This is a genomic window from Rhizobium sp. N731, from assembly GCF_001664145.1.
Taxonomy (GTDB): Bacteria; Pseudomonadota; Alphaproteobacteria; order Rhizobiales; family Rhizobiaceae; genus Rhizobium; species Rhizobium esperanzae.
Genome location: NZ_CP013601.1, coordinates 3,843,712 through 3,868,561, shown reverse-complemented (window position 1 = coordinate 3,868,561; position 24,850 = coordinate 3,843,712). Strand labels below are relative to the sequence as shown.

Here is a 24,850-nt window from a genome sequence, read left to right as displayed (position 1 = left end):
AACACGGACGATGACTTCGTTGAAAAAAATCCTTCTGGGCGAACAGGGGCTGGTGGTGATTTTCGCCGCCGCCTTCGTGATCGTCTCCCTCTTCGTTCCGAATTTCCTGACCGAGCGGAACATGCTGGGGCTGCTGCAATCGGTCGTCACGATCGGCATCGTCGCCTGCACAATGATGTTCTGCCTGGCGTCCCGCGATTTCGATCTTTCGGTCGGATCGATCGTCGCTTTCTCCGGCATGGCCGCGGTGATGGTCTCGAACGCGACAGGCTCCATTCCCGTCGGTTTGCTGGCCGCCCTGCTCTGCGGCGCCGTCGTCGGTTTCGTCAATGGCATCGTCATCGCCCGGTTCCGCATCAATGCGCTGATCACGACGCTTGCGACCATGCAGATCGTGCGCGGCCTGGCGCTGATCGCTTCGGACGGCCGCGCGGTCGGCATCAACGATCCGGCTTTCTACCAGCTTGCGTTGTCGCGATTCCTCACCGTGCCGACGCCGATCTGGATCATGCTCATCCTTTTCTTCTTTTTCGGCTTCGTGCTCAACCGCACCGTTTTCGGCAAGAACACGCTGGCGATCGGCGGCAATCCCGAAGCTTCGCGGCTTGCCGGCGTCAACGTCGTCACCATGCGGATCTGGATCTTTGCCCTGCAGGGTCTCGTCTGCGGCATTGCCGGCATCCTGCTTGCCTCGCGCATCACTTCCGGCCAGCCGAATGCGGCGACGGGGCTCGAACTCTCGGTGATTTCGGCCTGCGTCCTCGGCGGCGTTTCGCTGGCCGGCGGCCGGGCGGCAATGAGCGGTGTCATCGTCGGGGTGCTGATCATGGGCATTGCCGAAAACGTTATGAACCTGCTGAATATTCAGGCATTCTATCAGTATGTCGTGCGCGGGCTGATCCTGCTGATCGCCGTGTTGCTCGACAATTTGAGATCTTCGGCTGCGGGGCGACGCGGATGAGCCATGAGCGGGCAGGGGACGAAATCGAACTGAGGCACGGCGACCTCGCCGTTCGGGTCAGCCGCCGGGGTGCTGCCGTCACCGCCGCGACCTATCGGGAGACGCCCTTTCTCGTCGCGGCCGGCGGGCCGGATGGTGTTATGGCGAATTTTGCGATGGTGCCGTTCGGCAATCGTGTGGAAGGCAATGCCATGTCCTTTGCCGGACGTGCCTATACCTTCCAGCCGAATACTTCCGATCCGCTCTATCGGCACGGCGACGGCTGGCTCGGCTTCTGGCAGCTGGAAGAGGCCAGCGTGGAGCATGCGAAGTTCTCCTTTTCCCGCATCGCCGACAAGGTTTCACCTTATGCCTATCTGACCCGGCAGCAGATCCGTGTCGCCGGCGATAGCCTGGTGCTGACGCTTTCCGTGGAAAACCAGGGCGAAACCACACTTCCCTTCGGATTGGGTCAACATCCTTTCTTTGTTCGGACGCCGGAGACGAGGCTGACGATTGCGGCCGACCGCTACTGGAACGAGCGACTCGACCATCTTCCCGATGTGCCCGGCCCTGTGCCTGACGATTTCGATTTCAGGTCCGGCAAACTGTTGCCGCAGAAATGGATGAACAATGCCTTCGAGGGCTGGAACAGGCGGGCGACAATCGCCTGGCCGGAGCTAGGAATTCAGGCGGCGCTGAAAGCCGAGGGTGCGCTTGACCGCTTCATGCTCTATATGCCGACCGACCGGAACGACTGCTTCTGTCTCGAGCCGATGAGCCACCTTCCGAACGGCCATCACCTGCCCGAATTCGGCGGGCTGACGCCGCTTGCGCCGGGTGAAGCCTTTGCCGGCAAGATGACGATCGATCTGTCGGCGCTGCCGCTTCCATCGGAGGGGAGATAGATGAGCGATCGCCTGCAGGGCAAAAATATTCTGATCACCGGCGCTGCGCAGGGTATCGGCCTTGCGATCGCCAGGGCATTCCTCAGGGAGAATGCTGCGGTCTATCTCGTCGATCGCGATGGAGCGCTGCTGGCGCAGGCAGCGGCAGAACTCGCAAGCACCGGCGGCCAGGTTGGTTATCTGCCGGCCGACATAACCGATGCCGGGACGATCACCAGGGCGGTTGCTCATGCGAACGACGAGATCGGCCCATTGAATGCGCTCGTCAACAATGCCGGGGTCAATGTCTTTGCCGAACCGCTCCATACGACCGACGAGGAGTGGAGCCGCTGCTTCGATATCAATCTGAAGGGAGCATGGAATTGCTGCAAGGCGGTGCTGCCCGGGTTTATCGAGCGCGGCGGCGGCGTCATCCTCAACATTGCCTCCACGCACGCCTTCACGATCATTCCGCACACCTTTCCCTATCCGCTGGCCAAACATGCGCTGCTCGGCATGACGAAATCCCTGGGGCTGGAGTACGCGCCCCGCAATATCCGGGTCAACGCTCTGGCGCCGGGCTATGTCTCGACGCAGAAGGTGATCGACTATTGGAACAGCTTCCCCGATCCTGAGGCCGCCAAGGCCGAGACGATGAAGCTGCATCCCGGCGGGCGGATCGCAACGCCGGAAGAGATCGCCATGGCGGCGGTGTTCATGATCTCCGACGAATGCCCGTTCATGAACGCCACCTGCCTGACGATCGACGGCGGTCTCAGCGTGCAGCAGCATCCCGCCTGAAAGGGCTTTCTATTCCGCCGATTTTTACGAGCCTGTCGTCTTCTCAGGATAGAGCGTTATATTGTCTCGCGGGGAGCCTATCCAATCTCCCTCAGGCATGGAGCGGCGCCCTGCCGCTTCCTCAAAACCATCGAAACAGGAGGACGGCATGCAGATCAATCGCACGGCTTCGGCTCATTGGAGCGGCGGTCTCAAGGACGGCAAGGGCCTGATCTCGACTCAGAGCGGCGCCCTGACAGACTATCCCTACGGCTTTGCCAGCCGCTTCGAAGGTATTCCCGGCACCAACCCGGAAGAGCTGATCGGTGCTGCCCATGCCGGCTGCTTCACCATGGCGCTGTCGCTCATCCTCGGCGAAGCCGGTTTCACCGCCGAGCATATGGAAACCTCGGCCAAGGTGACGCTCGAAAGCGTCGAGGGTGGCTTCGCCGTCACTGCCATCCATCTTTCACTTTCCGGCCGCATCCCCGGTGCCGATGAGGCGACCTTCACCGAGCTGGCCAATAAGGCGAAGGCCGGCTGCCCGATTTCCAAGGCGCTCGCCGCCGTTCCGATCACGCTCGACGTCAAGCTCGCCTGATTTTTCTGCTGTCGCCGACGAAGTGCCGCGCGTCTGACGTCGCGGCACTTTCAATTGTGGCCGACGCTCATCGTCACATCATTTAGAATTCACCACGCTCAGCCGCTCGTGCAACGCAGGCGGCATTGACAAATGACGCCTGATATTTTATGAATGACGAAATTCGAAAATCGTCAGTCGTAACCCGAGGCACCAAAACTCATGAACGACATCGCGGAAAATACGCTCGACGTCACGCGGCAGGAGAATGTCACGCGCATTCTCGACGCGGCCGAGCGGCTGTTCCGTCACTACGGCTACAGCAAGACGACGGTGGCCGACATCGCCCGCGATCTCGGCATGTCTCCCGCCAATATCTATCGTTTCTTCGCCTCCAAGGTGGAAATCCATCAGGCGCTTTGTGGGCGCATGCTCACGACCTGCTATCAGCTTGCTTATGACATCCGCCACCAACCGCTCAGCGCCAGCGAGCGGCTGCGCCTCTATGTCGAGACCCAGTATCAATGGACGATGGATACGATGCTCGACGAGATGAAGGTGCACGAGATGATCGTGGTCGCGATCGAGCGCGACTGGCATGTCATCGAAAAACATATCGATCGCGTTCATGATCTCATTGCCGAAATCATCGCCGAAGGCATCGCCACCGGCGAATTCGCCGAGCAGGACCCGGTCGTCGCCTCGCGCTGTTTCGGCGCGGCGACGATCAATCTCTGTCATCCGCAGATGGTGGCGCAATGTCTTGCCAAAACCAACCGCGCAAGCGTCGACGAACTGATCGACTACGTCATCAGGGCGCTCAAGAAATAACCGACGGCAGCCGTCGTCGATCCCCCGAAACATTCCAGGAGTGCGGAAGATGTTTTCGCTCAAGACCCTCAGCAATCGCATGCCGTCCGTTGCCAGCCTCGCGCTCGTCGGCGCCATCGGCATCGGCCTTTCCGCCTGCTCGGAGGAAAAAGCTGAGGTCAAGGAAGTCATCCGGCCGGTGAAGGTCGTCGAAATCGCCAAGGCCGATGATACGCGCAAGCTCGATTATTCAGGGTCGGTCAAGGCGCGAACGGAGATGAACCTCGGCTTCCGGGTGGCGGGCAAGATCACCGAGCGTCTCGTCGATATTGGTGATCGGGTGACGCCCGGCGACGTTCTCGCCCGCGTCGACGCCACCGACTATCAGCTCGCGGTCAAGACGGCGGAGGCCAATCTCGCAGCCGCGGAAAGGGGCGTCGAAACCGCCGATCTCGCCAACAAGCGCGCCGAGCAGCTGTTCGACAAGAGCGTCGCCCCGAAGTCGCAGCTCGAACAGGCCGCGCTCAGCCATGACCAGGCGATCTCGCAGCGCGACGCAGCGCTCTCGGCGCTGGACCAGGCGAAGAACCAGGTGAGCTATACCGAGCTCAAGGCCGGGCAGAACGGCATCGTGACATCGATCAATGCCGATATCGGCCAGGTCGTCGGCTCCGGCAGCCCCGTCGTCACCGTTGCCGTCGACGGCGAGAAGGAAGTGCAGATCGCGGTTCCGGAAAACGACATTGCCGAATTCAAGCCCGGCAAAACCGTCAAGGCCAGTTTCTGGGCGGACGACAGGCTGGTGCTCGACGGCAAGGTGCGGGAGGTTTCCGGCAGCGCCGACCAGCAGTCGCGCACCTTTGCAGTTCGCGTGAGCCTGCCGAACGATCCTCGCGTGTTGCTCGGCATGACCGCGACGATCGAAGCCGATGTCAACAACGATAACAGCTATGTCTCGATCCCGCTCACCGCGCTGGCCGAGAAGGACGGCAAGCAAATGGTCTGGACGGTCGACCGCGACACGGCGATGGTACATGGCCGCGATATCAAGGTCGCCGATTTCACCGGCGACGGCGTGCATGTGACCGAGGGCCTCGATAGCGGCGATCTCGTCGTTGCCGCCGGCACCCAGTTCATGAGCGAGAACCTGAAGGTGAAGGTGCCGGATCAGCAATCGGCCCTGGTTGATACGGATCAGACCGTGCGCTGACCGCGTCGAAAGGAAACAAGACCATGGACGCAAACACCGAGAAGCGGCCCTTCAATCTATCGCGCTGGGCGATCGGACATCCGAGCATCGCGCGCTTCCTCTTCGGACTGATCATCATCACCGGTGTGCTCGGCCTGATGCGCATGGGCCAGCGCGAGGATCCCGAATTCACCTTCCGCGTCATGGTCGTGCAGGCGATCTGGCCAGGCGCTTCCATCCAGGAAATGGAAGATCAAGTCGTCAACAAGATCGAGCGCAAGCTGCAGGAGACGCCGCATATCGACTGGGTCAAGTCCTATACGCGGGCGGGCAGCGCCATCATCACCCTGCAGGTCAAGGGCGACACGAATTCGAAGGACGTGGCGGATGCCTTCTACCAGGTGCGCAAGAAGGTCGGTGACATCTCCAGCGAACTGCCGCAGGGGCTGCTCGGTCCCTATTTCAACGACGAATTCGGCGATACTTTCATCACGCTGCATTCGATCAGCGGTGAGGGTTATTCCTATCCAGAACTGAAGAAATTCGCGATCCAGGCGCGCGACATGCTGCTGACGACACCGGGCGTCGAGAAGGCCGTCATCATCGGCGACCAGCCTGAGAAGATCTATATCGACGTCTCGTCCAAGGCGCTTGCCGAGCGCGGCCTGACGATCCTCGACCTGCAGAACGCCATCAAGGGCCAGAACAATGTCGATCCGGCAGGCTCGGTCGATACCGGCCTGCGCTCGGTGCGCATTTCGGTCGAAGGCGACATGAAGAAGGTGGCCGATATCCGCGATCTCAGCCTTCGCGCCGGCGGCCAGGTGACCCGCCTTGGCGATATCGCCACCGTCAGTTCCGGGCTCGAGGATCCCTACCAGCGCAAGTACCGTTTCAACGGCCATGACAGCGTTCAGGTCGGCGTCGTCATGGCCAAAGGCTTCAACGTCACCGACGTCGGCAAGGGCGTCGAGGCAACCTATCAGCGCTTCGAAGAAGCACTGCCTTACGGTGTTGCGGTCGACCAGATCGCCAACCAGCCCGACGTGGTGACGGACGCGATCAGCGAATTCATGCATGCACTCGGCGAAGCTCTTGTCATCGTGCTTGTTGTCTCGTTCCTGTCGATCGGCTGGCGCTCTGGCCTCGTCATTGCCATCGCCATTCCGCTCGTGCTCGCCGCCACTTTCGCGCTGATGTACGAACTGGGCATCGACCTGCAGCGCATCTCGCTCGGCGCGCTGATCATTGCGCTCGGTCTGCTGGTCGACGATGCGATGATCGTCGTCGAAATGATGGAGCGAAAGCTGGAGGAGGGGCTTGTCAAGATCGAGGCGGCAAGTTTTGCCTATTCCTCGACCGCCTTCCCGATGCTGACTGGCACACTCATCACCACGGCCGGTTTTATTCCCGTCGGTTTCGCCGCATCGACCGCGGGCGAATATGTGCGCTCGCTGTTCTACGTCGTCGGCATCGCGCTTGTTACCTCGTGGTTCGTCGCGGTCTATTTCACGCCGTGGCTCGGCTACATGATCCTCAAGCAGCGCCATCATGCCGGCGAGCATCACGATGCTTTCGACACCCGCTTTTACCGCCGGCTGCGCGGTACGGTCGGCTGGGCGGTTCGCCATCGGGTCATCGTCCTGCTGTTGACGCTCGGGACCTTCGTTACCAGCCTCTGGGCCTTCCAGTTCATTCCGCAGAATTTCTTCCCGCAGTCGTCGCGGCCTGAGATTCTCGTCGATCTGTGGCTGCCCGAGGGCACCAGCATTAAAGAAGTCGAGGTGCAGGCAAAGGCGCTCGAAGCGAAGATGATGGATGATCCCGACAAGCGGTTCATCGCCACCTATATCGGCGAAGGCGCACCGCGCTTCTTCCTGCCGCTCGATCAGCAGCTGCGCAATCCGAATTTCGCCCAGCTGCTCGTCATGGCCAAGGACGAACCGGCGCGCGAACGCTTGATCGTCAAGCTGCGCACCATTCTTGCCGAAGACTTCCCATCGATCCGCGGCAAGGTCGACCGCCTGTTCCTCGGTCCGCCCACTGGCTGGCCGGTGCAGATGCGCATCATGGGACCTGACCGCCAGGAGGTGCGAGCGATCGCCGATCAGGTGAAGGCGCGGTTTACGGCCAACCCGATGCTCGGAGCCATCCACGACGACTGGCTGGAGCCGGTGCCGGCGATGAAACTGGTGATCGACCAGGATCGCGCCCGGGCGCTTGGTGTGACCTCGCAGCGCGTGCGTCAGATGCTGCAAACCGCCATGTCCGGGGCGCCGCTCGACGATTTCCGTGACGGCGAGGAGACGGTCTCGATCGTCGTCCGCGAGCCGGACGCCAGCCGCTCGCTGCTGTCGGCGGTGAATTCCGTCTATGTCCCGACGGATTTCGGCGGCTTCGTGCCGGTCTCGCAGGTCGCCAAGGTCGTGCCCGTGATGGAGCAGGGCATCGAATGGCGGCGCGACCGGCTGCCGACGATCACCGTGCGCGCGACGCTGCCCGATGGCGTGCAGCCGAACGACGTCGTGATGAAGATGTATGCCGACATGAAGGACCTGCGCGACAGTCTGCCGGCCGGCTATAATGTCGAGGTCCAGGGCGGCGCCGAGGATGCGGCGGAAAGCCAGATGTCGATCGCCGCCAAGGCGCCGATCATGCTCGCCGTCATCATCGTGCTGCTGATGGTGCAGCTGCAGCATTTCGGCAAGGCGATGCTGGTGCTCGCCACCGGGCCGCTCGGCATCATCGGGGCGGCGGCCGCCCTGCTGATCAGCGGCGCGCCTTTCGGCTTCGTGGCGATCCTCGGCGTCATCGCGCTGCTCGGCATCATCATGCGCAATTCGATCATCCTGGTCGACCAGATCGACCAGGACATCAAGGCCGGCATGCACCGGCAGGAAGCGATCGTCGGTGCGGCCGTTCGGCGTTTCCGGCCGATCATGCTGACGGCGCTGACCGCCGTGCTGGCGCTGATCCCGATCTCGCGCGGCGTCTTCTGGGGTCCGCTCGCCTTCGCAATGATGGGCGGCATCCTGGTTGCGACAGTGCTCACCATTCTGGTTCTGCCCGCCGGTTACGCCCTTTTCTTCGGCCGCGAGCCGAAGGCAAAGGACGAGCCAGGCCGGGATGCCGACGCCATCCAGGAAGAGGCGGATGACAGAGATCCGCCGGCGTTGGCAGCCGAGTGAGGACGGCGCGGCGAAAGCCGCGCCGTTTTCCTTGCAAGTCGCAATCTCGCGAATTCTCATCATTGTCCGCTTCGCCTCGACTCGCGCCGATTCCATTGCTGCCTGGAAAAAGCTAAGCTTTTGAAAGCACGCCGGGGCGCTAACGTGATCTCGGCCGTCCATTGACAGCGGAGGCGCGACCATGGCCGATTATCGTCTGGAAACAAGCTGGCGCCCCGTCGAAAGCAGTTTCGGGCGCTTGACTTTCACGCTCTTTAATCTTTCAGCCGAGCCGCTTTCCGGCTTCTCGCTCGCCTATACGTCGGAGACGCGGGTTGCCGACAAATATGTCTGCGATGGTGGCAGCCTGATGCGACAAGTCGCGCATCTGCATGAGTTCCGGCCGCCAGACGGGCTGAGCGTGCCGCCGGGTGGCCACTGGCGGTTCACCGTAGAGGGGCTGACCCGAGAACCGAAACATGTGACATCAGGGGTCAAATCGGCCTATCTGACACTTGGCGACGGGCGCCATGTTCCTGTCGGTTTCGGCGATCTCCTTCTCGAAGGCCGGGATGGCGGCATTTCGCCGCCGCTTCTGCCGCCGGGCCGGGTGGAGGAGCCTTATTCGCTGCTGCCCTGGCCGCTGGCGCTCGCGCTGAAGTCGGGAGAGCTGCCGGTCGTTCTTTATCCGGCCGAGAGCACACGACCCGAAGCGGTCAAGGCATTGTCCCTGGTTCTTTCGCTTTACCAGCGGCTCTATCCGGCCGAAAACGTGCCGTTCTCGCTCTGCGGCGTAAAGGGCGGGCGCGCTATTCGTTTCGTCACCGAATCATCGATCGCTGCGCTCGCCTATGAAATGCGATTTACCGCGCATGAGGTCGTGCTCTCCAGCGCGGATGCGACGGGTCGGCACTATGGCCTGATCAGTCTGGCGCATCTTATGCACGGCGCGCATGCCGATCGGGAGAGCTTCAGATTTCCTGATTTCGGCACGATCGCCGACCAGCCCCGTTATGACTGGCGCGGCTGCCATCTCGATGCGGCCAGACAGTTCCATCCGGTGGCTGACGTCATGCGGCTGATCGATATCCTCGCCTGGAACAAGCTCAACATCTTCCATTGGCATCTGACCGACGACGAAGCCTGGCGGCTGGAGATCAAGGCCTATCCCCAGCTTACGGAGATCGGCGCGCGGCATGGCCCGGACGAGGTGCTCGTGCCGCAGCTTGGTGACGGGGCGGAACCGCGCTCCGGCCATTACACGCAGGAGGACGTCAGGCGGATCGTCGCGCATGCCGCCGCGCTACATATCGAGGTAGTGCCGGAAATCGACGTTCCCGGCCACAGCACCGCGACGCTGTTCTCGCTGCCCGCGCTCGTCGACGGGCAGGAGGCGCCGGACAGCTATCGCGCCGTCCAGGGTTATCTCAACAATGCCCTCAATCCGGCGGTCGAATTCACCTATGAATTTCTCGGCAAGGTGTTCGACGAGATGGTCACGCTGTTTCCCGGTGAATATATTCATATCGGCGGCGACGAGGTCGCAAGTGGCGCCTGGCTTTCGTCGCCGCTTTGCAAGGCGCTGATGGAGCGGGAGAAAATTGCCGGCACGGCCGAGCTGCAATCCTATTTCCTGAAACGGATCAAGGCCATGTTGTCGGCGCGCGGCAAGAAGCTCGCCGGCTGGAACGAGGTCTCATATGGTGGCGGCATCGACCGCGACGGCACTTTGCTGATGGCTTGGGAAAAGTCCGCTGTCGGCATCGCGCTGGCGCAGCAAGGCTATGATGTGGTGATGACGCCGGGCCAAGCCTATTATCTCGACATGGCGCAGGCGGAAGCCTGGGATGAGCCCGGTGCGAGCTGGGCGGGCCACGCACCGCCGGAACATACCTATGCTTACGAGGCCGAGGGCGAGTTGTCGGAAGCATTGCGGGACAGGATGCGTGGGGTTCAGGCCTGCATCTGGACCGAAAATTTCCTTTCTCGCGCCTACTTCAACCGGCTGGTCTTCCCGCGCCTTCCGGCAGTCGCCGAAGCCGGATGGACGCCGTTGGAACGCAAAGACTGGAACCGGTTCGCAGCGATCGTGCGGATGTGGCCGGTGCTTTAGGATGCAGCGGCATCGGCTTTCAGTCCCAGCAGGGCTGCGCCGATCAGGCCGGGTTCGATGCGGCATTCGCTCGGCACCACCAGCGGACGGTCGAACTTGCGCAGGATGCGGGTACGCACCGCCTGGTCGAGCTCGGCGAGCAGCGGCGCGACATTGGAAAGCCCGCCGCCGACCGGCACGATGGTCGCGCCTGTTATGTTGACCGTCAGGGCGAGCGGCGAGGCGACGAGATCGACATAGACGTCGATGGTGCGCGTCGCCTTCTCCTCGCCGCGCCGCCACTGATCGATGATCTCTTCGCTCGCACGGTCGAGATCATGCAGCGTCTTGTGCAGGCGCTCCAGGCCGCGGGCGCCGCCGACGGTGTCGACACAGCCCTTCTGGCCGCAGCCGCAGGCATAGGCGGGAATGGCGACGGGCGGATTGCCGGCCGCCGATGCGATGATCGGGCCATGACCCCATTCGCCGGCAAAACCTCCGGCTTCGTTGACGAGGCGCCCGTCGGCGACCAGGCCGCCGCCGACGCCGGTGCCGAGGATGGCGCCGAACACGATACGGTGGCCGCGGCCGGCGCCGAGACCGGCTTCAGCCATGGCGAAACAGTCAGCGTCATTGGCGATCAAAACAGGCAGAGCAAGTTCGGCTTCGAGGTCGGCTGCGAGCGTGCGGCCGTGGATGCAGGGAATGTTGGCGCAGGTCAGCCGCTGGGTATCGGGATCGACGACGCCGGCGATCGACAGAGCAACGCGGCTCGGCTGTTCGCCGATTTCGGCGATGATGTCGCGCAGGGTCTCGACGAAAGCGGCAAAATCATCCTTCGGCGTCGGCCGGCGGCCGAGGGGGACGATGTCTGTCTCGGAGCGGGCGATGCCGCCCTTGATGGCGGAGCCGCCGATATCGAATGAAATAATCATTGCCTGCCTGCCGTTGCTCTGGCCTTCAGCGTCTGCTCGCACTGTTGGCCAAGAATTACAAGCCTTGATGCATCTGCCTGCCATGGGCTTGCGGCGCAAAGGAGCGATGGTCGAACGCAAATAGCCGCCGACAGGTCTTCTCATTGATTTCCTATCCCTTAAGTCATTCAATTGGCATATTGCGCGGCCAAACTCGGACCCTGCACTTCCATCATCTACCGGTATCATGAGCATCGAAAACGCCGATTCCAACAGACGCAGAAGACCCCGTCCGCCACGTCCCAAAGGCCGCCGCCTCTCAGCGGTCCTGCGGCAGCTGGCAGGCGACCGAAGCCGGGAGTGGATTTCGATCGGCGATCTGTTCGAGACGATGGGTGACAGGGCGATCAGTGCGCTGATGCTGATCTTCGCGCTGCCGAACGCCTTTCCCACCCCGCCCGGCACCTCGGCCGTGCTCGGCGCGCCATTGGTTTTTCTGGCGGTGCAATTGACCTTCGGGCTGAAACCCTGGCTGCCGAAGGCGATCGCAAACCGTTCGATGCGGCGGGAAGACTTCGAGACCATTGTCGGCCGCATCCACCGCTGGCTCGCCTGGGCGGAGCGCATGCTGAAGCCGCGGCTTGCGATCTTCGCCGAGCCGCCGGCGGAATATTTCGCCGGCCTTGCCTGTCTGCTGCTTTCGATCGTGCTCGTTCTGCCGGTTCCGCTCGGCAACATCCTGCCGGCAATCACCATTTCGGTGTTCGCTTTCGGCATTATGGGCCGTGACGGGCTCTTCGCGCTCATCGGCTTTATCATGACGACCGTGTCGCTCGTCATTGCCGGCAGTGTGATTTACGGTCTCGCCAAGGCGTCGATTTATTTCGTCATGCAATGGTTCGCCTGAGCGGTGGCGTCAACAGGCTCGACATTTTCGGGAATTTTGTTTTGATCTGGCGCATAGAGACTCACATCAAGCCGGCGGCGGCAAGCCGGCTCATTTTGCGCGGTAGGCAGTAGATGGCAAAAAGATCAGAGACCCCTGCACGGCTCGACGATGCAGCCCGTGCCGGCTGGCTTTATTACGTCGCCGGACGCACGCAGGATGAAATCGCTGCCGCGATGGGCATCTCGCGGCAATCGGCGCAGCGGCTGGTGTCGCTTGCGGTCGCCGAGCGTCTGATCAAAGTGCGGCTCGACCATCCGATCGCTGCCTGCCTCGAGCTTGCCAACCAGCTGCGGCGAAAATTCGGGCTGAAACATGTGGAGGTGGTGCCGAGCGATGCGGGTTCCTCGTCGACCACCGTCGGCATCGCCGAGGCGGGTGCGGCCGAGATCGAGCGCTGGCTGAAGCGGCCGGAACCGATCGTGCTGGCGGTCGGCACCGGCCGCACGCTGAAGGCGGCGGTCGATCAGCTTCCGGCGATCGAATGTCCCAATCACCGGATCGTCTCGTTGACCGGCAATATCGCGCCGGACGGTTCGGCCGCCTATTACAACGTCATCTTCAGCATGGCGGATGCGGTCAAGGCGCGGCACTATCCGATGCCGCTGCCGGTGCTCGTCACCTCGGCCGAAGAACGGGAGCTGCTGCATGGCCAGCAACTGGTGCGCTCGACGCTCGACATGAGCGCGCAGGCAGACGTCACCTTCGTCGGCATCGGCGAGCTCGGCATCGACGGGCCCCTCTGCGTCGACGGCTTTCTCGAGAAGGACGAAATGATGGAGCTTATGCGTGGGGGCGCCGTCGGTGAAATCTGCGGCTGGATCTTCGATGTCGACGGCAAGCTGCTCGACAACCCGATCAACGAGCGCGTCGCCTCGGCGCCGATCCCGTCCCGCGAGGCATCGATGGTCATCGGGCTCGCCAAAGGCAAACGCAAATTCAAGGCGATCAGAGCCGCCGTCGTCGGCCATCAAATCAACGCGCTGATCACCGACGAAGAGACGGCCGAATTTTTGCTCAAAAGCTGAGCAAAAAATATCGCAATTAAATCAAAAGGAAGACCGTTGTCTTCGGCATCGCAGCAACGATTGCCGATTGACTTTTTTCATGGAGTGGTGAGTAATTGCTCATGAGCAAAGCGAATGCTCACATCTCGTCTTCTGGGAGGAAGATATGACATTGAGAACTTTCCTGCTGGGCGCCTGCTCAGCACTGGCGTTTGCCGGCATGGCTTCGGCCGAGACGCTGACAATCGCGACCGTCAACAACGGCGACATGATCCGGATGCAGAAGCTGACGGATGATTTCAAGGCGAAGAATCCCGGCATCGACCTCGAATGGGTCACCCTCGAAGAGAACGTGCTGCGCCAGAAGGTCACGACCGACATCGCGACCAAGGGCGGCCAGTACGACGTTCTGACGATCGGCACCTATGAAGTTCCGATCTGGGCAAAACAGGGCTGGCTGCTGCCGCTCGACAATCTCGGCGCCAATTATGACGTCGACGACCTGCTGCCGGCGATCCGCAGCGGCCTGACCGTGGACGGCAAGCTCTATGCGGCGCCATTCTACGGCGAAAGCTCGATGGTGATGTACCGCAAGGACCTGTTCGACGCCGTCGGGCTGAAGATGCCCGACGCCCCGACCTGGGATTTCATCGCGGACGCAGCCCGCAAGGTCACCAACAAGGACAAGGAAATCTACGGCATCTGCCTGCGTGGAAAGGCCGGCTGGGGCGAGAACATGGCGTTCCTCACGGCCATGTCTAATTCCTTCGGCGCGCGCTGGTTCGACGAAAAGTGGAAGCCGCAGTTCGATCAGCCTGAGTGGAAGGACACTTTGGACTTCTACGTCAAGCTGATGAAGGATGCCGGCCCTCCGGGCGCCTCCTCCAACGGCTTCAACGAGAACCTGGCGCTCTTCCAGACCGGCAAGTGCGGCATGTGGATCGACGCAACGGTTGCCGCTTCCTTCGTCGCCGATCCGAAGCAGTCGCAGGTCGCCGATAAGGTCGGCTTTGCGCTCGCCCCGGACAAGGGCCTCGGCAAGCGTGGCAACTGGCTCTGGGCCTGGAGCCTCGCCGTCCCGGCAGGCTCGCAGAAGGTCGAAGCTGCCGAGAAGTTTGTCGCCTGGGCGACGAGCAAGGAATACACCAATCTCGTCGCCGAGAAGGAAGGCTGGCTGAACGCACCTCCGGGCACCCGCAAGTCGCTCTATGCGAACGCGGACTACCAGAAGGCGGCTTCGTTCGCCAAGATGACGCTCGACTCGATCAACTCGGCCGATCCGACCAAGCCGACCGTCAAGCCGGTCCCCTATGTCGGCGTTCAGTTCGTGGCGATCCCGGAATTCCAGGGTATCGGGACGGCTGTGGGCCAGCAGTTCTCGGCAGCCCTTGCCGGCCAGATTTCGGTCGATCAGGCGTTAAAGAGCGCACAGCAGCTGGCAACCCGGGAAATGACCAAGGCCGGCTACATTAAATAAACCTCCTGAGAAGAGGCGGATCCTTGACAATCCGCCCCTCTGGGCCGCCGATTGCCCAACCGCATCGGCGGCCTCTTTCCCAGATTAAAGCTGCCTTGCGGCCGCTCCCTGCATCAGATCAGATCGGTGATTGCCATGGCAACAACACATACTCGCTCCGCGGCGCGCCTGATGATTGCGCCCTCCGTGCTGTTCCTCTTTGCGTGGATGATCGTCCCGCTCGCGATGACGATCTATTTCTCGCTGCTGAACTACAATCTGCTCAGCCCCGGCATGGAGAGCTTTGTCGGCCTGCTGAACTACGAATATTTCCTGTCCGATCCGGCCTTCATCGCCGCGCTGATCAATACGCTGCTGCTTGTTGCCGGCGTTCTTGTCGTCACCGTCGTCGGCGGCATCGCCTTTGCACTGCTGCTCGACCAGCCGATGTACGGCCAGGGCATCGTGCGCATCCTTGTCATCGCGCCGTTTTTCGTCATGCCGACAGTGGCTGCACTCGTCTGGAAGAACATGTTCATGAACCCGGTCAACGGCCTGTTTGCGCATCTTGCGAAGGCGCTCGGCCTGCAGCCGATCGACTGGCTGGCGAATGCGCCGCTGGTTTCCGTCATCCTCATCGTCGCCTGGCAATGGCTGCCCTTCGCCACCCTCATCCTGTTGACGGCGCTGCAGTCGCTCGACGAGGAGCAGAAGGAGGCGGCTGAAATGGACGGCGCCGGCGCGATCTCGAAATTCATTTACATCATCCTGCCGCACATGGCGCGCGCCATCACCGTGGTGATCCTGATCCAGACGATCTTCCTGCTTTCGGTCTTCGCCGAAATCCTCGTCACCACCAATGGCGGACCCGGCACCGACAGCACCAACCTCACCTATCTCGTCTATGCGCAGGCGCTCCTGCAGTTCGATATCGGCGGCGCTTCGGCGGGCGGCATCGTCGCGGTCGTGCTTGCCAATATCGTCGCGATCTTCCTCGTTCGCCTCGTCGGCAAGAATCTGGAGGCTTGAGATGGCCAGAAAAGTCACAACGCAGCACAAGGTCATCGTCACCGCGATTGCCTGGACGCTCGGCATCCTGATCTTCTTCCCGATCCTCTGGACCTTCCTGACCAGCTTCAAGTCGGAAGCCGACGCCATCGCCTCGCCGCCGCAGTTCCTGTTCTTCCACTGGACGACGGAGAACTATGCGGAAGTGCAGAGCCGCTCGAACTATCTCAGCCACTTCATGAACTCGGTGGTCATTTCCTTCGGCTCGACGCTGATCGGACTGGTCATCGCCATTCCGGCCGCCTGGGCGATGGCCTTCGCGCCCACCAAGCGGACCAAGGATGTGCTGATGTGGATGCTCTCGACCAAGATGATGCCGCCTGTGGGCGCGCTGATCCCGATCTATCTGATGTTCCGCAATTCGGGTCTGCTCGACACACGTATCGGGCTGGTGATCGTGCTGACGCTGATCAATCTGCCGATCATCGTCTGGATGCTCTACACCTATTTCAAGGAAATCCCCGGCGAGATTCTCGAGGCGGCCCGCATGGACGGGGCGTCGCTGATGAAGGAGATCGTCTACGTGCTGACGCCGATGGCGGTGCCCGGCATCGCCTCGACACTGCTTCTCAACATCATCCTTGCCTGGAACGAGGCGTTCTGGACGCTCAACCTCACCGCCTCCAAGGCGGCGCCGCTGACCGCCTTCATCGCCTCCTATTCCAGCCCGGAAGGCCTGTTCTACGCCAAGCTCTCGGCGGCATCGACGATGGCGATCGCGCCGATCCTGATCCTCGGCTGGTTCAGCCAGAAACAACTCGTCCGCGGCCTGACCTTCGGCGCAGTGAAATAAGAAAAGGGAGACAAACATGGGCAGCATTACCCTTCAGAAGGTTTCCAAGGTCTTCGGCGAAGCCAAGGTCATCCCCTCGATCGATCTCGACATCAGGGACGGCGAATTCGTCGTCTTCGTCGGTCCATCCGGCTGCGGCAAGTCCACGCTGCTGAGATTGATCGCCGGCCTCGAGGACGTGTCCGGCGGCAAGATCGTCATCGACGGCAAGGACGCCACGGAAAAAGCGCCGTCGGAACGTGGCCTTGCCATGGTGTTCCAGTCCTATGCGCTTTATCCGCATATGAGCGTGCGCAACAACATCGCCTTTCCGCTGAAGATGGCGGGCGTCGACAAGGCGGAAATCGACCGCAAGGTGACCGACGCCGCCCGCGTGTTGAACCTGACCGACTATCTCGAGCGCAAGCCGCGCCAGCTTTCCGGCGGTCAGCGCCAGCGCGTCGCCATCGGCCGCGCCATCGTGCGCCAGCCTTCGGCCTTCCTCTTCGACGAACCGTTGTCGAACCTCGACGCGGCGCTGCGCGTCAACATGCGCCTCGAAATCAGCGAGTTGCACCAGCAGCTGAAGACGACGATGATCTATGTCACCCATGACCAGGTCGAGGCCATGACCATGGCCGACAAGATCGTCGTGCTGAACAGGGGCAATATCGAGCAGGTCGGCTCGCCGCTCGAGCTTTACAGCCGCCCGCGCAATCTTTTCGTCGCCGGCTTCATCGGTTCGCCGAAGATGAATTTCATCAAGGGCCAGAACGCGGCCGAGCTCGGCGCGCATACGATCGGCATCCGCCCAGAACATATCCTGCTGTCGATGGAGAGCGGCGACTGGAAGGGCAGGGTCGTGGTCGCCGAGCATCTCGGCTCCGATACCTTCCTGCATATCGAAATCGAGGGGATCGGCATGCTGACGGCGCGCGGCAGCGGCGATTTTGCCGCCAAGGCGGGCGATACCGTCTACCTGACACCGGACCGGTCGCGCATTCACAAATTCAACGAGGGCGGTCTTGCGATCTGAGCAGGCGGCCGGCTGGGGGCAGGCATGCGAGCCGGGCGATGGCGCCCGGCCGTCTCGGCAAGACCTTCAAGAGGACTGAAACATGACGTGCAAATTATCGCTGGCAACGCTTTCGGACGCGGCGCTCACTGCCGCAATCCCTTCCTATGACAGGGCGTCGCTGAAAGCCGGCATCGTGCACTTCGGCGTCGGCAACTTCCACCGCGCGCATCAGGCGATCTATCTCGACGATCTCTTCAATCAGGGCGCCGATCACGACTGGGCAATTATCGGTGCCGGCGTTCTGCTATCGGATGCCGCCATGCGCGAGAAGCTTGCGGCGCAGGATTTCCTGACGACGGTGGTGGAGCAGGACAACAACAAGACGGCGGCGCGGGTCACCGCCCCGATGATCGACATTCTGCCGGTCGGCAATCCCGCCGCCGTCATCGCCAGGCTTGCCGATCCCGAGATCCGCATCGTCTCGCTGACCATCACCGAGGGCGGTTATTTTATCGATGCTTCAGGCACGTTCAATCCGGCCCATCCTGCTATCGCCGCCGATGGACAAAATCCCGGTGCGCCGAAGACGGTCTTCGGTCTGATCGTTGCCGGCCTGAAGGCGCGCAAGGACAAGGGCATCGGACCCTTCACCGTGATGTCTTGCGACAACATTCCTCATAATGGCGTCGTCACCGCCAATGCCGTGATCGGCACGGCAGCCCTTTCGGATGCCGCCCTTGCCGACTGGATCCGGGCCAACGTCGCTTTCCCAAACGCGATGGTCGACCGCATTACGCCGGCGACCGGACAGCGGGAGATCGATTTCCTCAGGGACAATTTCGGTATCGAGGACAATTGGCCGGTTTATTGCGAAGAATTCAAGCAGTGGGTGCTCGAAGACAAGTTCACGGCCGGCCGCCCGGCCTTGGAAAAGGTCGGCGTAACCTTTGTTCCGGATGTCACGCCCTACGAGCATATGAAGATCCGCATCCTCAACGGCGGACATGCCGCGATCGCCTATCCGGCGGCGCTGATGGACATTCATTTCGTGCATGACGCCATGGAAGATCCGCTGATCCGGGCTTTCCTGGCCAAGCTCGAGAAGGACGAGATCATTCCGATCGTGCCGCCGGTGCCGAATACCTCGCTGACGGATTATTTTGCTCTCATCGAGCATCGGCTTCTCAATCCGAAGATCGCCGACACCATCCCGCGTCTGGCGCAGGACGGCTCGAACCGCCAGCCGAAATTCATCCTGCCGTCGACGCTCGACAATCTGCGCCAGGGCAGGGACGTCATCGGCCTGGCGCTGGTCTCGGCGCTCTGGTGCCGTTATTTCGCCGGCAAGACCGACAGCGGCAAGGATATCGTCTTCAACGACGCCAGCGCCGAGCGCCTGCACGCGGCGGCGCTGAAGGCAAAGGACGATCCGTCGGCCTTCCTCGTCTTCGATGATATTTTCGGCGAGGTGGCGAAATCGGACCTTTTCCGAAAACGTTTCGCTCGTGCTCTTAAAACCTTGTGGGAAAAGGGCACGCGGGAAACGCTACAGCTCTATCTCGACGGCAAGCTCGCAGTGTAAGGGAATGCGGGTGGCGGCATCGGCTGGCCATCCAATCACGTCTTGCGGACGAAGCGGGACAATCATGCGTCCGAATTGAAGTCAGGTTGGGTCTTTCATGGCTGATGCTGAACCACGGCTGGTCATTTTCGATTGCGACGGCGTGCTCGTCGACAGCGAACCGATCTCGATCAGCGTACTCGTCCGGGCGATGAGCGATCTCGGGGTTTCAATCACCGAAGACCAGGCCTATGAGCGCTTCCTCGGCCGCAGCCTGGCAACCCTCATCGATACGCTCGAAATCGAGTTCAATATTCACGCCGGCGAGGAATTCCTCGAGCGCATCCGCACCGATCTCTACGCGCGGTTCCGCACCGAGCTGAAGCCGATAGACGGCATCGCGGCGACGATAGACGGGCTCGGCATTCCCTGTTGTGTCGCTTCTTCAAGCCAGATGGAGCGAATCCGGCTGTCGCTGTCCATCACCGGACTTCTCGACAGGCTCCCCGACATCTTCAGCGCGACGATGGTCAAGCGCGGGAAACCCGCGCCCGATCTCTTCCTCCACGCGGCGCGGCAGATGCATGTCGAGCCCGGATCCTGCCTTGTCATCGAGGACAGTCCGGCTGGCATTGCCGCCGCCAAGGCGGCGGGCATGACGGTCTTTGCCTTCACCGGCGGATCGCATGCGAATTTCGCTGGATACCGCGCCGAACTCGACCGACTTTCGCCTGATGTGGTGTTTGACGCCATGCCGGATTTGATACACCTTGTCCGCAACCATAAGCTGGACGGGACTGCGATTTGATGCGTGATCATGTGGTTGCGGTGGATGTCGGCACCGGCAGTGCGCGCGCCGGCGTCTTCGATGCCAGCGGCAGTCTGCTGGCCAAGGCCGAACATCCGATCGTCATGAACCGGCCGCGTGAAAACCACGCTGAGCACGATTCCGAAGACATCTGGTCGGCCGCCTGTACGGCGGTGCGCAGGGCGATGGAGCAATCCGGTATCGCTGCCGCCTCGGTCGGAGCAATCGGCTTCGACGCGACCTGTTCGCTCGTCGTCCGCGACGTCGAAGGCCGGCAGATCAGTGTGTCCACAACAGGCGAGCGGCGTTTCGACACCATCGTGTGGCTCGATCATCGGGCGCTGAAGGAAGCCGACTTCTGCACGGCGACGGAGCACAGGGTGCTCGAACATTCCGGCCACGTCATGTCGCCGGAAATGGAAATGCCGAAACTGATGTGGCTGAAGAAGAAGCTGCCGGCGACGTGGGAAAAGGCGGGCTATTTCTTCGATCTCGCCGATTTCATGACCTGGAAATCAACTGGGTCGACTGCTCGTTCTCGTTGCACGCTGACGGCAAAATGGAACTATCTCGCCCATCTCGAAAAGGGATGGCAGCAGGATTTCCTGCAGCGGATCGGGCTCGACGATCTTCAGGCCCGCGGCGGGCTGCCGGACGAGACTGTGCAGGTCGGCGGCAGTATAGGCCGGCTGACGGCCGATGCGGCCGAGGCGCTGGGGCTGACAACGGAGTGCCATGTCTCCGCGGGAATGATCGACGCCTATGCCGGGGCACTCGGGGCGCTCGGCGGTTATGCCGCCGATCCCGTAACACGCGAGCGCCAGCTGGCACTGATCGCTGGAACATCGAGCTGCATCGTCGCCTTCTCGCAAGAGTGCAAGCCGAGCCACGGCATGTGGGGGCCTTATTACGAGGTTGTCTTCCCGCAGTCCTGGCTGGTCGAGGCCGGGCAATCTGCGACCGGTGCGCTGCTCGACCATATCGTGCGCATGCATGCGGCCGGCGGTGAGCCGACGGCGGCGCTGCACCGGAAGATCGTCGCGCGCATCGCCGAATTGCGGGCAGAGGAGGGCGATGTTTTCGGCGAGCGGATTTTTGTGCTGCCGGATTTTCACGGCAATCGCTCGCCGCTTGCCGATCCGCATGCCGTCGGTGTGATCAGCGGGCTGACGCTCGACACCTCCTTCGACGGGCTCTGCGCGCTCTATTGGCGGTCGGCGGTGGCGATCGCTCTCGGCATCCGCCATATCCTGGAGACGATGAAGGAATATGGCTACGTGCCCGATACGCTGCATATCGCCGGCGGACACGTCAAGAACCCGGTGCTGATGGAACTCTATAGCGACGCCACCGGCTGTAAGGTCGTGGTGCCGAAGATGAACGAGGCGGTGCTGCTGGGCACGGCGATTGCGGCATCAGTGGCCTGCGGCCTGCATGAGGATCTGGCGGCAGCCGGCGAGGCGATGTATCCGGGCGGCGACGAACGGCTTCCCGACAAGGCGAAACAGGCGCTTTACGACCGCGACTACCGCCGTCTTCTGACCATGCATCGGCACCGTGCCGAACTGGAAGCGATGTTCTGAAAGCTCACATCTAGTGGTTTGCGGTTTCACCGAGCACGGTCGCAAATTCCAGCATGCGGCGGCGGCGGAGGGCTGCCTCCTCTCCGACTTCGAGAATGACGGATTCGGACAGGCAATCGAGCAGCGCGATCAGCGGCGGAAGATTGTCGAGATCAGGGGCGCGTGCCGGCGGCAAGGACAGCATGACGTTTGACTGATCTGCCATCCAGTCTGCTTGCTGAGGCGAAATCAGCACGACCTTGTAGCCGTAGCGCCGGGCGGTTCTGGCAAGCAGCCGTGCCTTGGCGAAACGGCGGCAGTCGATGATGACGAGCAAAGCGTCGTCGACGGCCTGCCGGGCGAAGAGTTCGGCAAAACGGTTGTCGGTGGCATCGAGCGTGCGAACACCATCACGGGCTTGCGTCAGCCGCTGGCAGAAATGATTGGCAAGGCTTGCGAGCCGCGCATGCGTGGCGATCGATACTTCGCGGGCCGTGCTGATCAGGCGGACGGCTTCGGCCCAAAGCGGCTGCGCCGTCAGATGATAGATGTGATGCAAGGCCTGGATCTGCTCGGCAACCAGCACGGCAAGCGGCTTGCCCTCCGCGGCGTCCGCGTGCAGTTCGCTCATGGCGCTCTGCAGCTGCGCTGGCGATGTGGTCACGGTCTCGCGAATTTCCACCTTGACGCTGTCCAAACCCTGGTAGCCGAGCGCGCGGAGGAAGCGCCCGACGGTCATCGGCGAGAGATCCAGCCTGTCGGCGACAGATGCTGCCGTCTCAAACGGCAGGTCGTTCAGGTGCTCGGAGAAATATTTCGCAATGCGACGCTCGGCCGGTGTGCCGCTTTTTACGTATTGCCTGAGTTTGTGCACAAAGTCTTCCACATCAGCCTCCCCGTATTTCCTCAGAGGCGTTCCGTGGATGCGCTAACGCGCCCCTTTGTCTTTGCAACTATTTTCGGAAGCTGCTTCTCAGGCTCGTATTTCTGCGTCTGATAATATTATATTCGTTCTAATATTGCGACAAGTTTCTATTACAGCCTGCAATTTTATTCTCTCTTGTCGGTAGCATTCGCCTTTCCTACATCTTCTGCGTAACCGGAGACGCTGAAGAAATGATTCTCGATGCCGCACGCCTTTCGCTCGCCAATCTGTTCGCGCCGGAGACACGCTCGGTCTTCTGGAAAGTGCTCGGCCTGACGCTTCTCGTGCTCGTCGGCCTTTGGTTCGCGCTACGCGGGGCCTTCATGGCCTTTCTCTTTCCCTGGCTCACCAGCTTCTTTCCCGATATGCCGGATTGGGCCGGATGGTTTGCTCTGGTCTTCGCAATCCTGGCCGGGATCGGCCTTGCGCTCGTGCTGGCGCTGCTGCTTTCTCCGGTCACGGCGCTGATCGCAGGCCTTTTCCTCGACGATGTCGCCGACGTTATCGAAAAACGTGACTATCCCGCCGACGCGCCGGGCGCCGCCATGCCGCTCGGCCCGGCGATGGCGAGCTCGATCAAATTCCTCGGAGTGGTGATCCTTGGCAATATCGTGGCCTTGTTGCTGCTGTTCATTCCCGGCGTCAATCTGGTCGCTTTCTTTCTGGTGAACGGCTACCTGCTCGGACGAGAATTCTTCGAATTCGCCGCCATGCGCTTCCGTCCGCCTCATGAGGCACGGCTCTTCCGCACCAAACATGCGCCGACGGTCTTTCTCGGCGGGCTGGTGATCGCCCTCTTTCTGGCGATCCCCGTGGTCAACCTGCTGACGCCCCTCTTTGCGGCGGGCATGATGGTGCATCTGCACAAGCTGATTTCCGCAAAGGACGCCGGTTTCCGCGTCTGAGGCTCAGCCAGCTAAGGCTGAAGTCTCGTACATTAGCGCGAACTTGGCGCCCGGAATCGGCGTGATGAGGTCGATCATCGTGGCGGGCGCCGAACGGCGGAGTGACGAGCAGGCGATCACTGTTCTACTCGACAGCCTCGCCGATCGCTTGCGGCGGAAGTTCGACGAGAGGGGCCGGCACGTCCGAGCTTTTCTCCGGCGATTTGCAAATATCGGCGATGACGCAGCGCTCGCATTCGGGGCGGCGTGCCTTGCAGGTGTAGCGCCCGTGCAGGATCAGCCAGTGATGAGCATGGTAGAGGTAGTGTTTCGGTACCACTTTCATCAGGCGCGCTTCGACCTCATCAGGCGTCTTGCCGGGAGCAAGCCTGATGCGATTGGCGATCCGGAAGATGTGGGTGTCGACGGCCATGGTGGCCTGGCCAAAGGCCATGGACAGCACGACATTGGCAGTCTTGCGGCCGACGCCGGGCAGGCGAACCAGTTCCTCGCGCGTTTCCGGCACCTTGCCGGCGAAGTCGTCGACCAGCATTTGCGAGAGTGCGATGACGTTTTTCGCCTTGGTACGGTAAAGGCCGATCGTCTTGATGTAATCGCGAAGCTTGTCCTCGCCGAGATCGAGCATTTTCTGCGGCGTATCGGCCACCTTGAAGAGCGCCCGCGTCGCCTTGTTGACACCGGCATCGGTGGCCTGGGCGGAGAGAGCCACCGCCACGACAAGGGTGAAAGGGTTGGTGTGCTCCAGCTCGCCCCGCGGCTCGGGCCGCTGCACCGAAAAGCGACGGAAGATTTCCTCGCGTTCAGCCGGCGAATAGGCGGTCTTGACCGCCGCCGCCGGTTTGCGGCGGGTGATCACATTCGTGCCTTGCGGCAGGGATTTGAGTTTCGGATTCGCCATAGAAACTCTATACTCAGCGGTCATGACGGAAAGCAACGCCAACAGCTCCAACGAGCAGCCTGTTTTCGCCGCCGAGCTCTTCCCCCACCGGTCGCTTGGCCGCCGGGGCTTCAAGGTGCTGCTCATTCTGTCCGGCGCCGTCTGCTTCCTCTATGGGATGTTCTTCATCGCCACCGGCGCCTGGCCGATCGGCTTCTTCTTCGGATTGGATTTCGCGCTTCTCTACGGCGCCTTCTGGCTGAATTACCGCTCCGGACGGGTGCGCGAACAGGTCACCGTGTCGCGCACGGACGTATCGGTGCGCAAGTTTGCCCCATCGGGGCGGATGGTGGAGCATCATTTCAACCCGTTCTGGGCGCGGTTCCTCGTGCGAAGGCACCAGGAGATCGGCATCCTCTCCATGCATATTTTCGGCGAGGGCCGGCGCACGGATATCGGCTCCTTCCTCAATCCTGACGACCGCGAAAGTTTCGCCAAGGCCTTCAAGGGCGCGCTCGCCACCGTCAAGCAGCGTATCTGAGCGTATCAGGCGAGCGCGCAAGAATCGGGTGGTTTACGCTCCGCC

Annotated in this window: 23 protein-coding genes; 20 read left to right on the top strand and 3 right to left on the bottom strand. The window is 61.7% G+C overall.

The window, feature by feature from the left end; genetic code table 11:
• The first annotated feature begins 10 nt into the window (after positions 1-10).
• From araH to AMK02_RS18710, 9 genes are all read left to right on the top strand, one after another.
• Positions 11-961, top strand: a complete 951-nt coding sequence (araH, locus tag AMK02_RS18745) for an L-arabinose ABC transporter permease AraH (protein ID WP_064805126.1) — start codon at positions 11-13, stop codon at positions 959-961.
• Positions 958-1,848, top strand: a complete 891-nt coding sequence (locus AMK02_RS18740; protein ID WP_064805124.1) for an aldose 1-epimerase — start codon at positions 958-960, stop codon at positions 1,846-1,848. Before araH ends, AMK02_RS18740 begins: the two co-directional genes overlap by 4 nt.
• Positions 1,849-2,628 (top strand): SDR family oxidoreductase, encoded by a 780-nt coding sequence (locus AMK02_RS18735; protein WP_064805122.1) that lies wholly within the window; start codon positions 1,849-1,851, stop codon positions 2,626-2,628.
• A gap of 148 nt (positions 2,629-2,776) precedes the next feature.
• Positions 2,777-3,208, top strand: a complete 432-nt coding sequence (locus tag AMK02_RS18730) for an OsmC family protein (protein WP_011426902.1) — start codon at positions 2,777-2,779, stop codon at positions 3,206-3,208.
• Positions 3,209-3,409: 201 nt separating this feature from the next.
• On the top strand, positions 3,410-4,018 hold the full coding sequence (locus AMK02_RS18725) for a TetR family transcriptional regulator (RefSeq protein ID WP_064805121.1): 609 nt from the start codon (positions 3,410-3,412) through the stop codon (positions 4,016-4,018).
• 49 nt (positions 4,019-4,067) lie between these two features.
• A complete protein-coding gene (locus AMK02_RS18720; protein ID WP_064805119.1) occupies positions 4,068-5,207 on the top strand; it encodes an efflux RND transporter periplasmic adaptor subunit in 1,140 nt (379 codons plus the stop codon).
• 23 nt (positions 5,208-5,230) lie between these two features.
• A complete protein-coding gene (locus AMK02_RS18715) occupies positions 5,231-8,374 on the top strand; it encodes an efflux RND transporter permease subunit (protein ID WP_064805117.1) in 3,144 nt (1,047 codons plus the stop codon).
• Positions 8,340-8,498, top strand: coding sequence for a hypothetical protein (locus AMK02_RS31795; protein ID WP_164517808.1), 159 nt, complete (start codon positions 8,340-8,342; stop codon positions 8,496-8,498). Before AMK02_RS18715 ends, AMK02_RS31795 begins: the two co-directional genes overlap by 35 nt.
• Before the next feature lie 57 nt (positions 8,499-8,555).
• Complete coding sequence (locus AMK02_RS18710) at positions 8,556-10,466, top strand: beta-N-acetylhexosaminidase (protein WP_064805115.1); 1,911 nt, start codon at positions 8,556-8,558, stop codon at positions 10,464-10,466.
• Here the strand turns inward: AMK02_RS18710 and AMK02_RS18705 are convergent.
• Positions 10,463-11,380, bottom strand: a complete 918-nt coding sequence (locus AMK02_RS18705; RefSeq protein WP_064805113.1) for an ROK family protein — start codon at positions 11,378-11,380, stop codon at positions 10,463-10,465. The two genes, AMK02_RS18710 and AMK02_RS18705, sit on opposite strands and share 4 nt — an antisense overlap.
• Before the next feature lie 307 nt (positions 11,381-11,687).
• Here AMK02_RS18705 and AMK02_RS18700 point away from each other — a divergent pair, with 307 nt between their 5' ends.
• The 9 genes from AMK02_RS18700 (at position 11,688) to AMK02_RS18660 (ending at position 21,578) form a co-directional block, all read left to right on the top strand.
• The gene (locus AMK02_RS18700) at positions 11,688-12,266 is read left to right on the top strand and encodes an exopolysaccharide biosynthesis protein (protein ID WP_170965855.1); all 579 of its coding nucleotides are present in this window, start codon (positions 11,688-11,690) and stop codon (positions 12,264-12,266) included.
• Positions 12,267-12,379: 113 nt separating this feature from the next.
• The gene (locus AMK02_RS18695) at positions 12,380-13,333 is read left to right on the top strand and encodes a sugar-binding transcriptional regulator (protein WP_064805109.1); all 954 of its coding nucleotides are present in this window, start codon (positions 12,380-12,382) and stop codon (positions 13,331-13,333) included.
• A 145-nt stretch (positions 13,334-13,478) separates the two neighbouring features.
• Positions 13,479-14,789: an ABC transporter substrate-binding protein gene (locus tag AMK02_RS18690; RefSeq protein WP_064805107.1), complete on the top strand. Its 1,311-nt coding sequence runs from the start codon at positions 13,479-13,481 to the stop codon at positions 14,787-14,789.
• Positions 14,790-14,924: 135 nt separating this feature from the next.
• On the top strand, positions 14,925-15,797 hold the full coding sequence (locus tag AMK02_RS18685; protein ID WP_020922334.1) for a carbohydrate ABC transporter permease: 873 nt from the start codon (positions 14,925-14,927) through the stop codon (positions 15,795-15,797).
• 1 nt (position 15,798) lies between these two features.
• Entirely contained in the window at positions 15,799-16,629 is an 831-nt protein-coding gene (locus AMK02_RS18680) for a carbohydrate ABC transporter permease (RefSeq protein ID WP_064805105.1), read from the top strand.
• A 16-nt stretch (positions 16,630-16,645) separates the two neighbouring features.
• Positions 16,646-17,644 (top strand): ABC transporter ATP-binding protein, encoded by a 999-nt coding sequence (locus AMK02_RS18675; RefSeq protein ID WP_064805104.1) that lies wholly within the window; start codon positions 16,646-16,648, stop codon positions 17,642-17,644.
• A gap of 82 nt (positions 17,645-17,726) precedes the next feature.
• Entirely contained in the window at positions 17,727-19,208 is a 1,482-nt protein-coding gene (locus AMK02_RS18670) for a mannitol dehydrogenase family protein (protein WP_064805102.1), read from the top strand.
• 97 nt (positions 19,209-19,305) lie between these two features.
• Positions 19,306-19,995: an HAD family hydrolase gene (locus tag AMK02_RS18665; RefSeq protein WP_064805100.1), complete on the top strand. Its 690-nt coding sequence runs from the start codon at positions 19,306-19,308 to the stop codon at positions 19,993-19,995.
• Positions 19,995-21,578 carry an FGGY-family carbohydrate kinase gene (locus tag AMK02_RS18660; protein ID WP_064805098.1) on the top strand — a complete coding sequence of 528 codons (1,584 nt, stop codon included), beginning with the start codon at positions 19,995-19,997 and terminating at the stop codon, positions 21,576-21,578. The genes AMK02_RS18665 and AMK02_RS18660 overlap by 1 nt, the downstream gene beginning before the upstream one ends.
• Before the next feature lie 10 nt (positions 21,579-21,588).
• Here the strand turns inward: AMK02_RS18660 and AMK02_RS18655 are convergent, their stop codons facing one another.
• Positions 21,589-22,443 carry a MurR/RpiR family transcriptional regulator gene (locus tag AMK02_RS18655; RefSeq protein ID WP_011426888.1) on the bottom strand — a complete coding sequence of 285 codons (855 nt, stop codon included), beginning with the start codon at positions 22,441-22,443 and terminating at the stop codon, positions 21,589-21,591.
• Positions 22,444-22,673: 230 nt separating this feature from the next.
• Between AMK02_RS18655 and AMK02_RS18650 the strand changes: the two genes are divergently transcribed.
• Positions 22,674-23,387: a sulfate transporter family protein gene (locus AMK02_RS18650; protein WP_064805096.1), complete on the top strand. Its 714-nt coding sequence runs from the start codon at positions 22,674-22,676 to the stop codon at positions 23,385-23,387.
• A 124-nt stretch (positions 23,388-23,511) separates the two neighbouring features.
• Here the strand turns inward: AMK02_RS18650 and nth are convergent, their stop codons facing one another.
• Positions 23,512-24,309 carry an endonuclease III gene (nth, locus tag AMK02_RS18645; protein WP_189636980.1) on the bottom strand — a complete coding sequence of 266 codons (798 nt, stop codon included), beginning with the start codon at positions 24,307-24,309 and terminating at the stop codon, positions 23,512-23,514.
• Here nth and AMK02_RS18640 point away from each other — a divergent pair.
• Positions 24,308-24,805: a DUF2244 domain-containing protein gene (locus AMK02_RS18640; RefSeq protein ID WP_064805092.1), complete on the top strand. Its 498-nt coding sequence runs from the start codon at positions 24,308-24,310 to the stop codon at positions 24,803-24,805. The two genes, nth and AMK02_RS18640, sit on opposite strands and share 2 nt — an antisense overlap.
• The last annotated feature ends 45 nt before the right edge of the window (positions 24,806-24,850 follow it).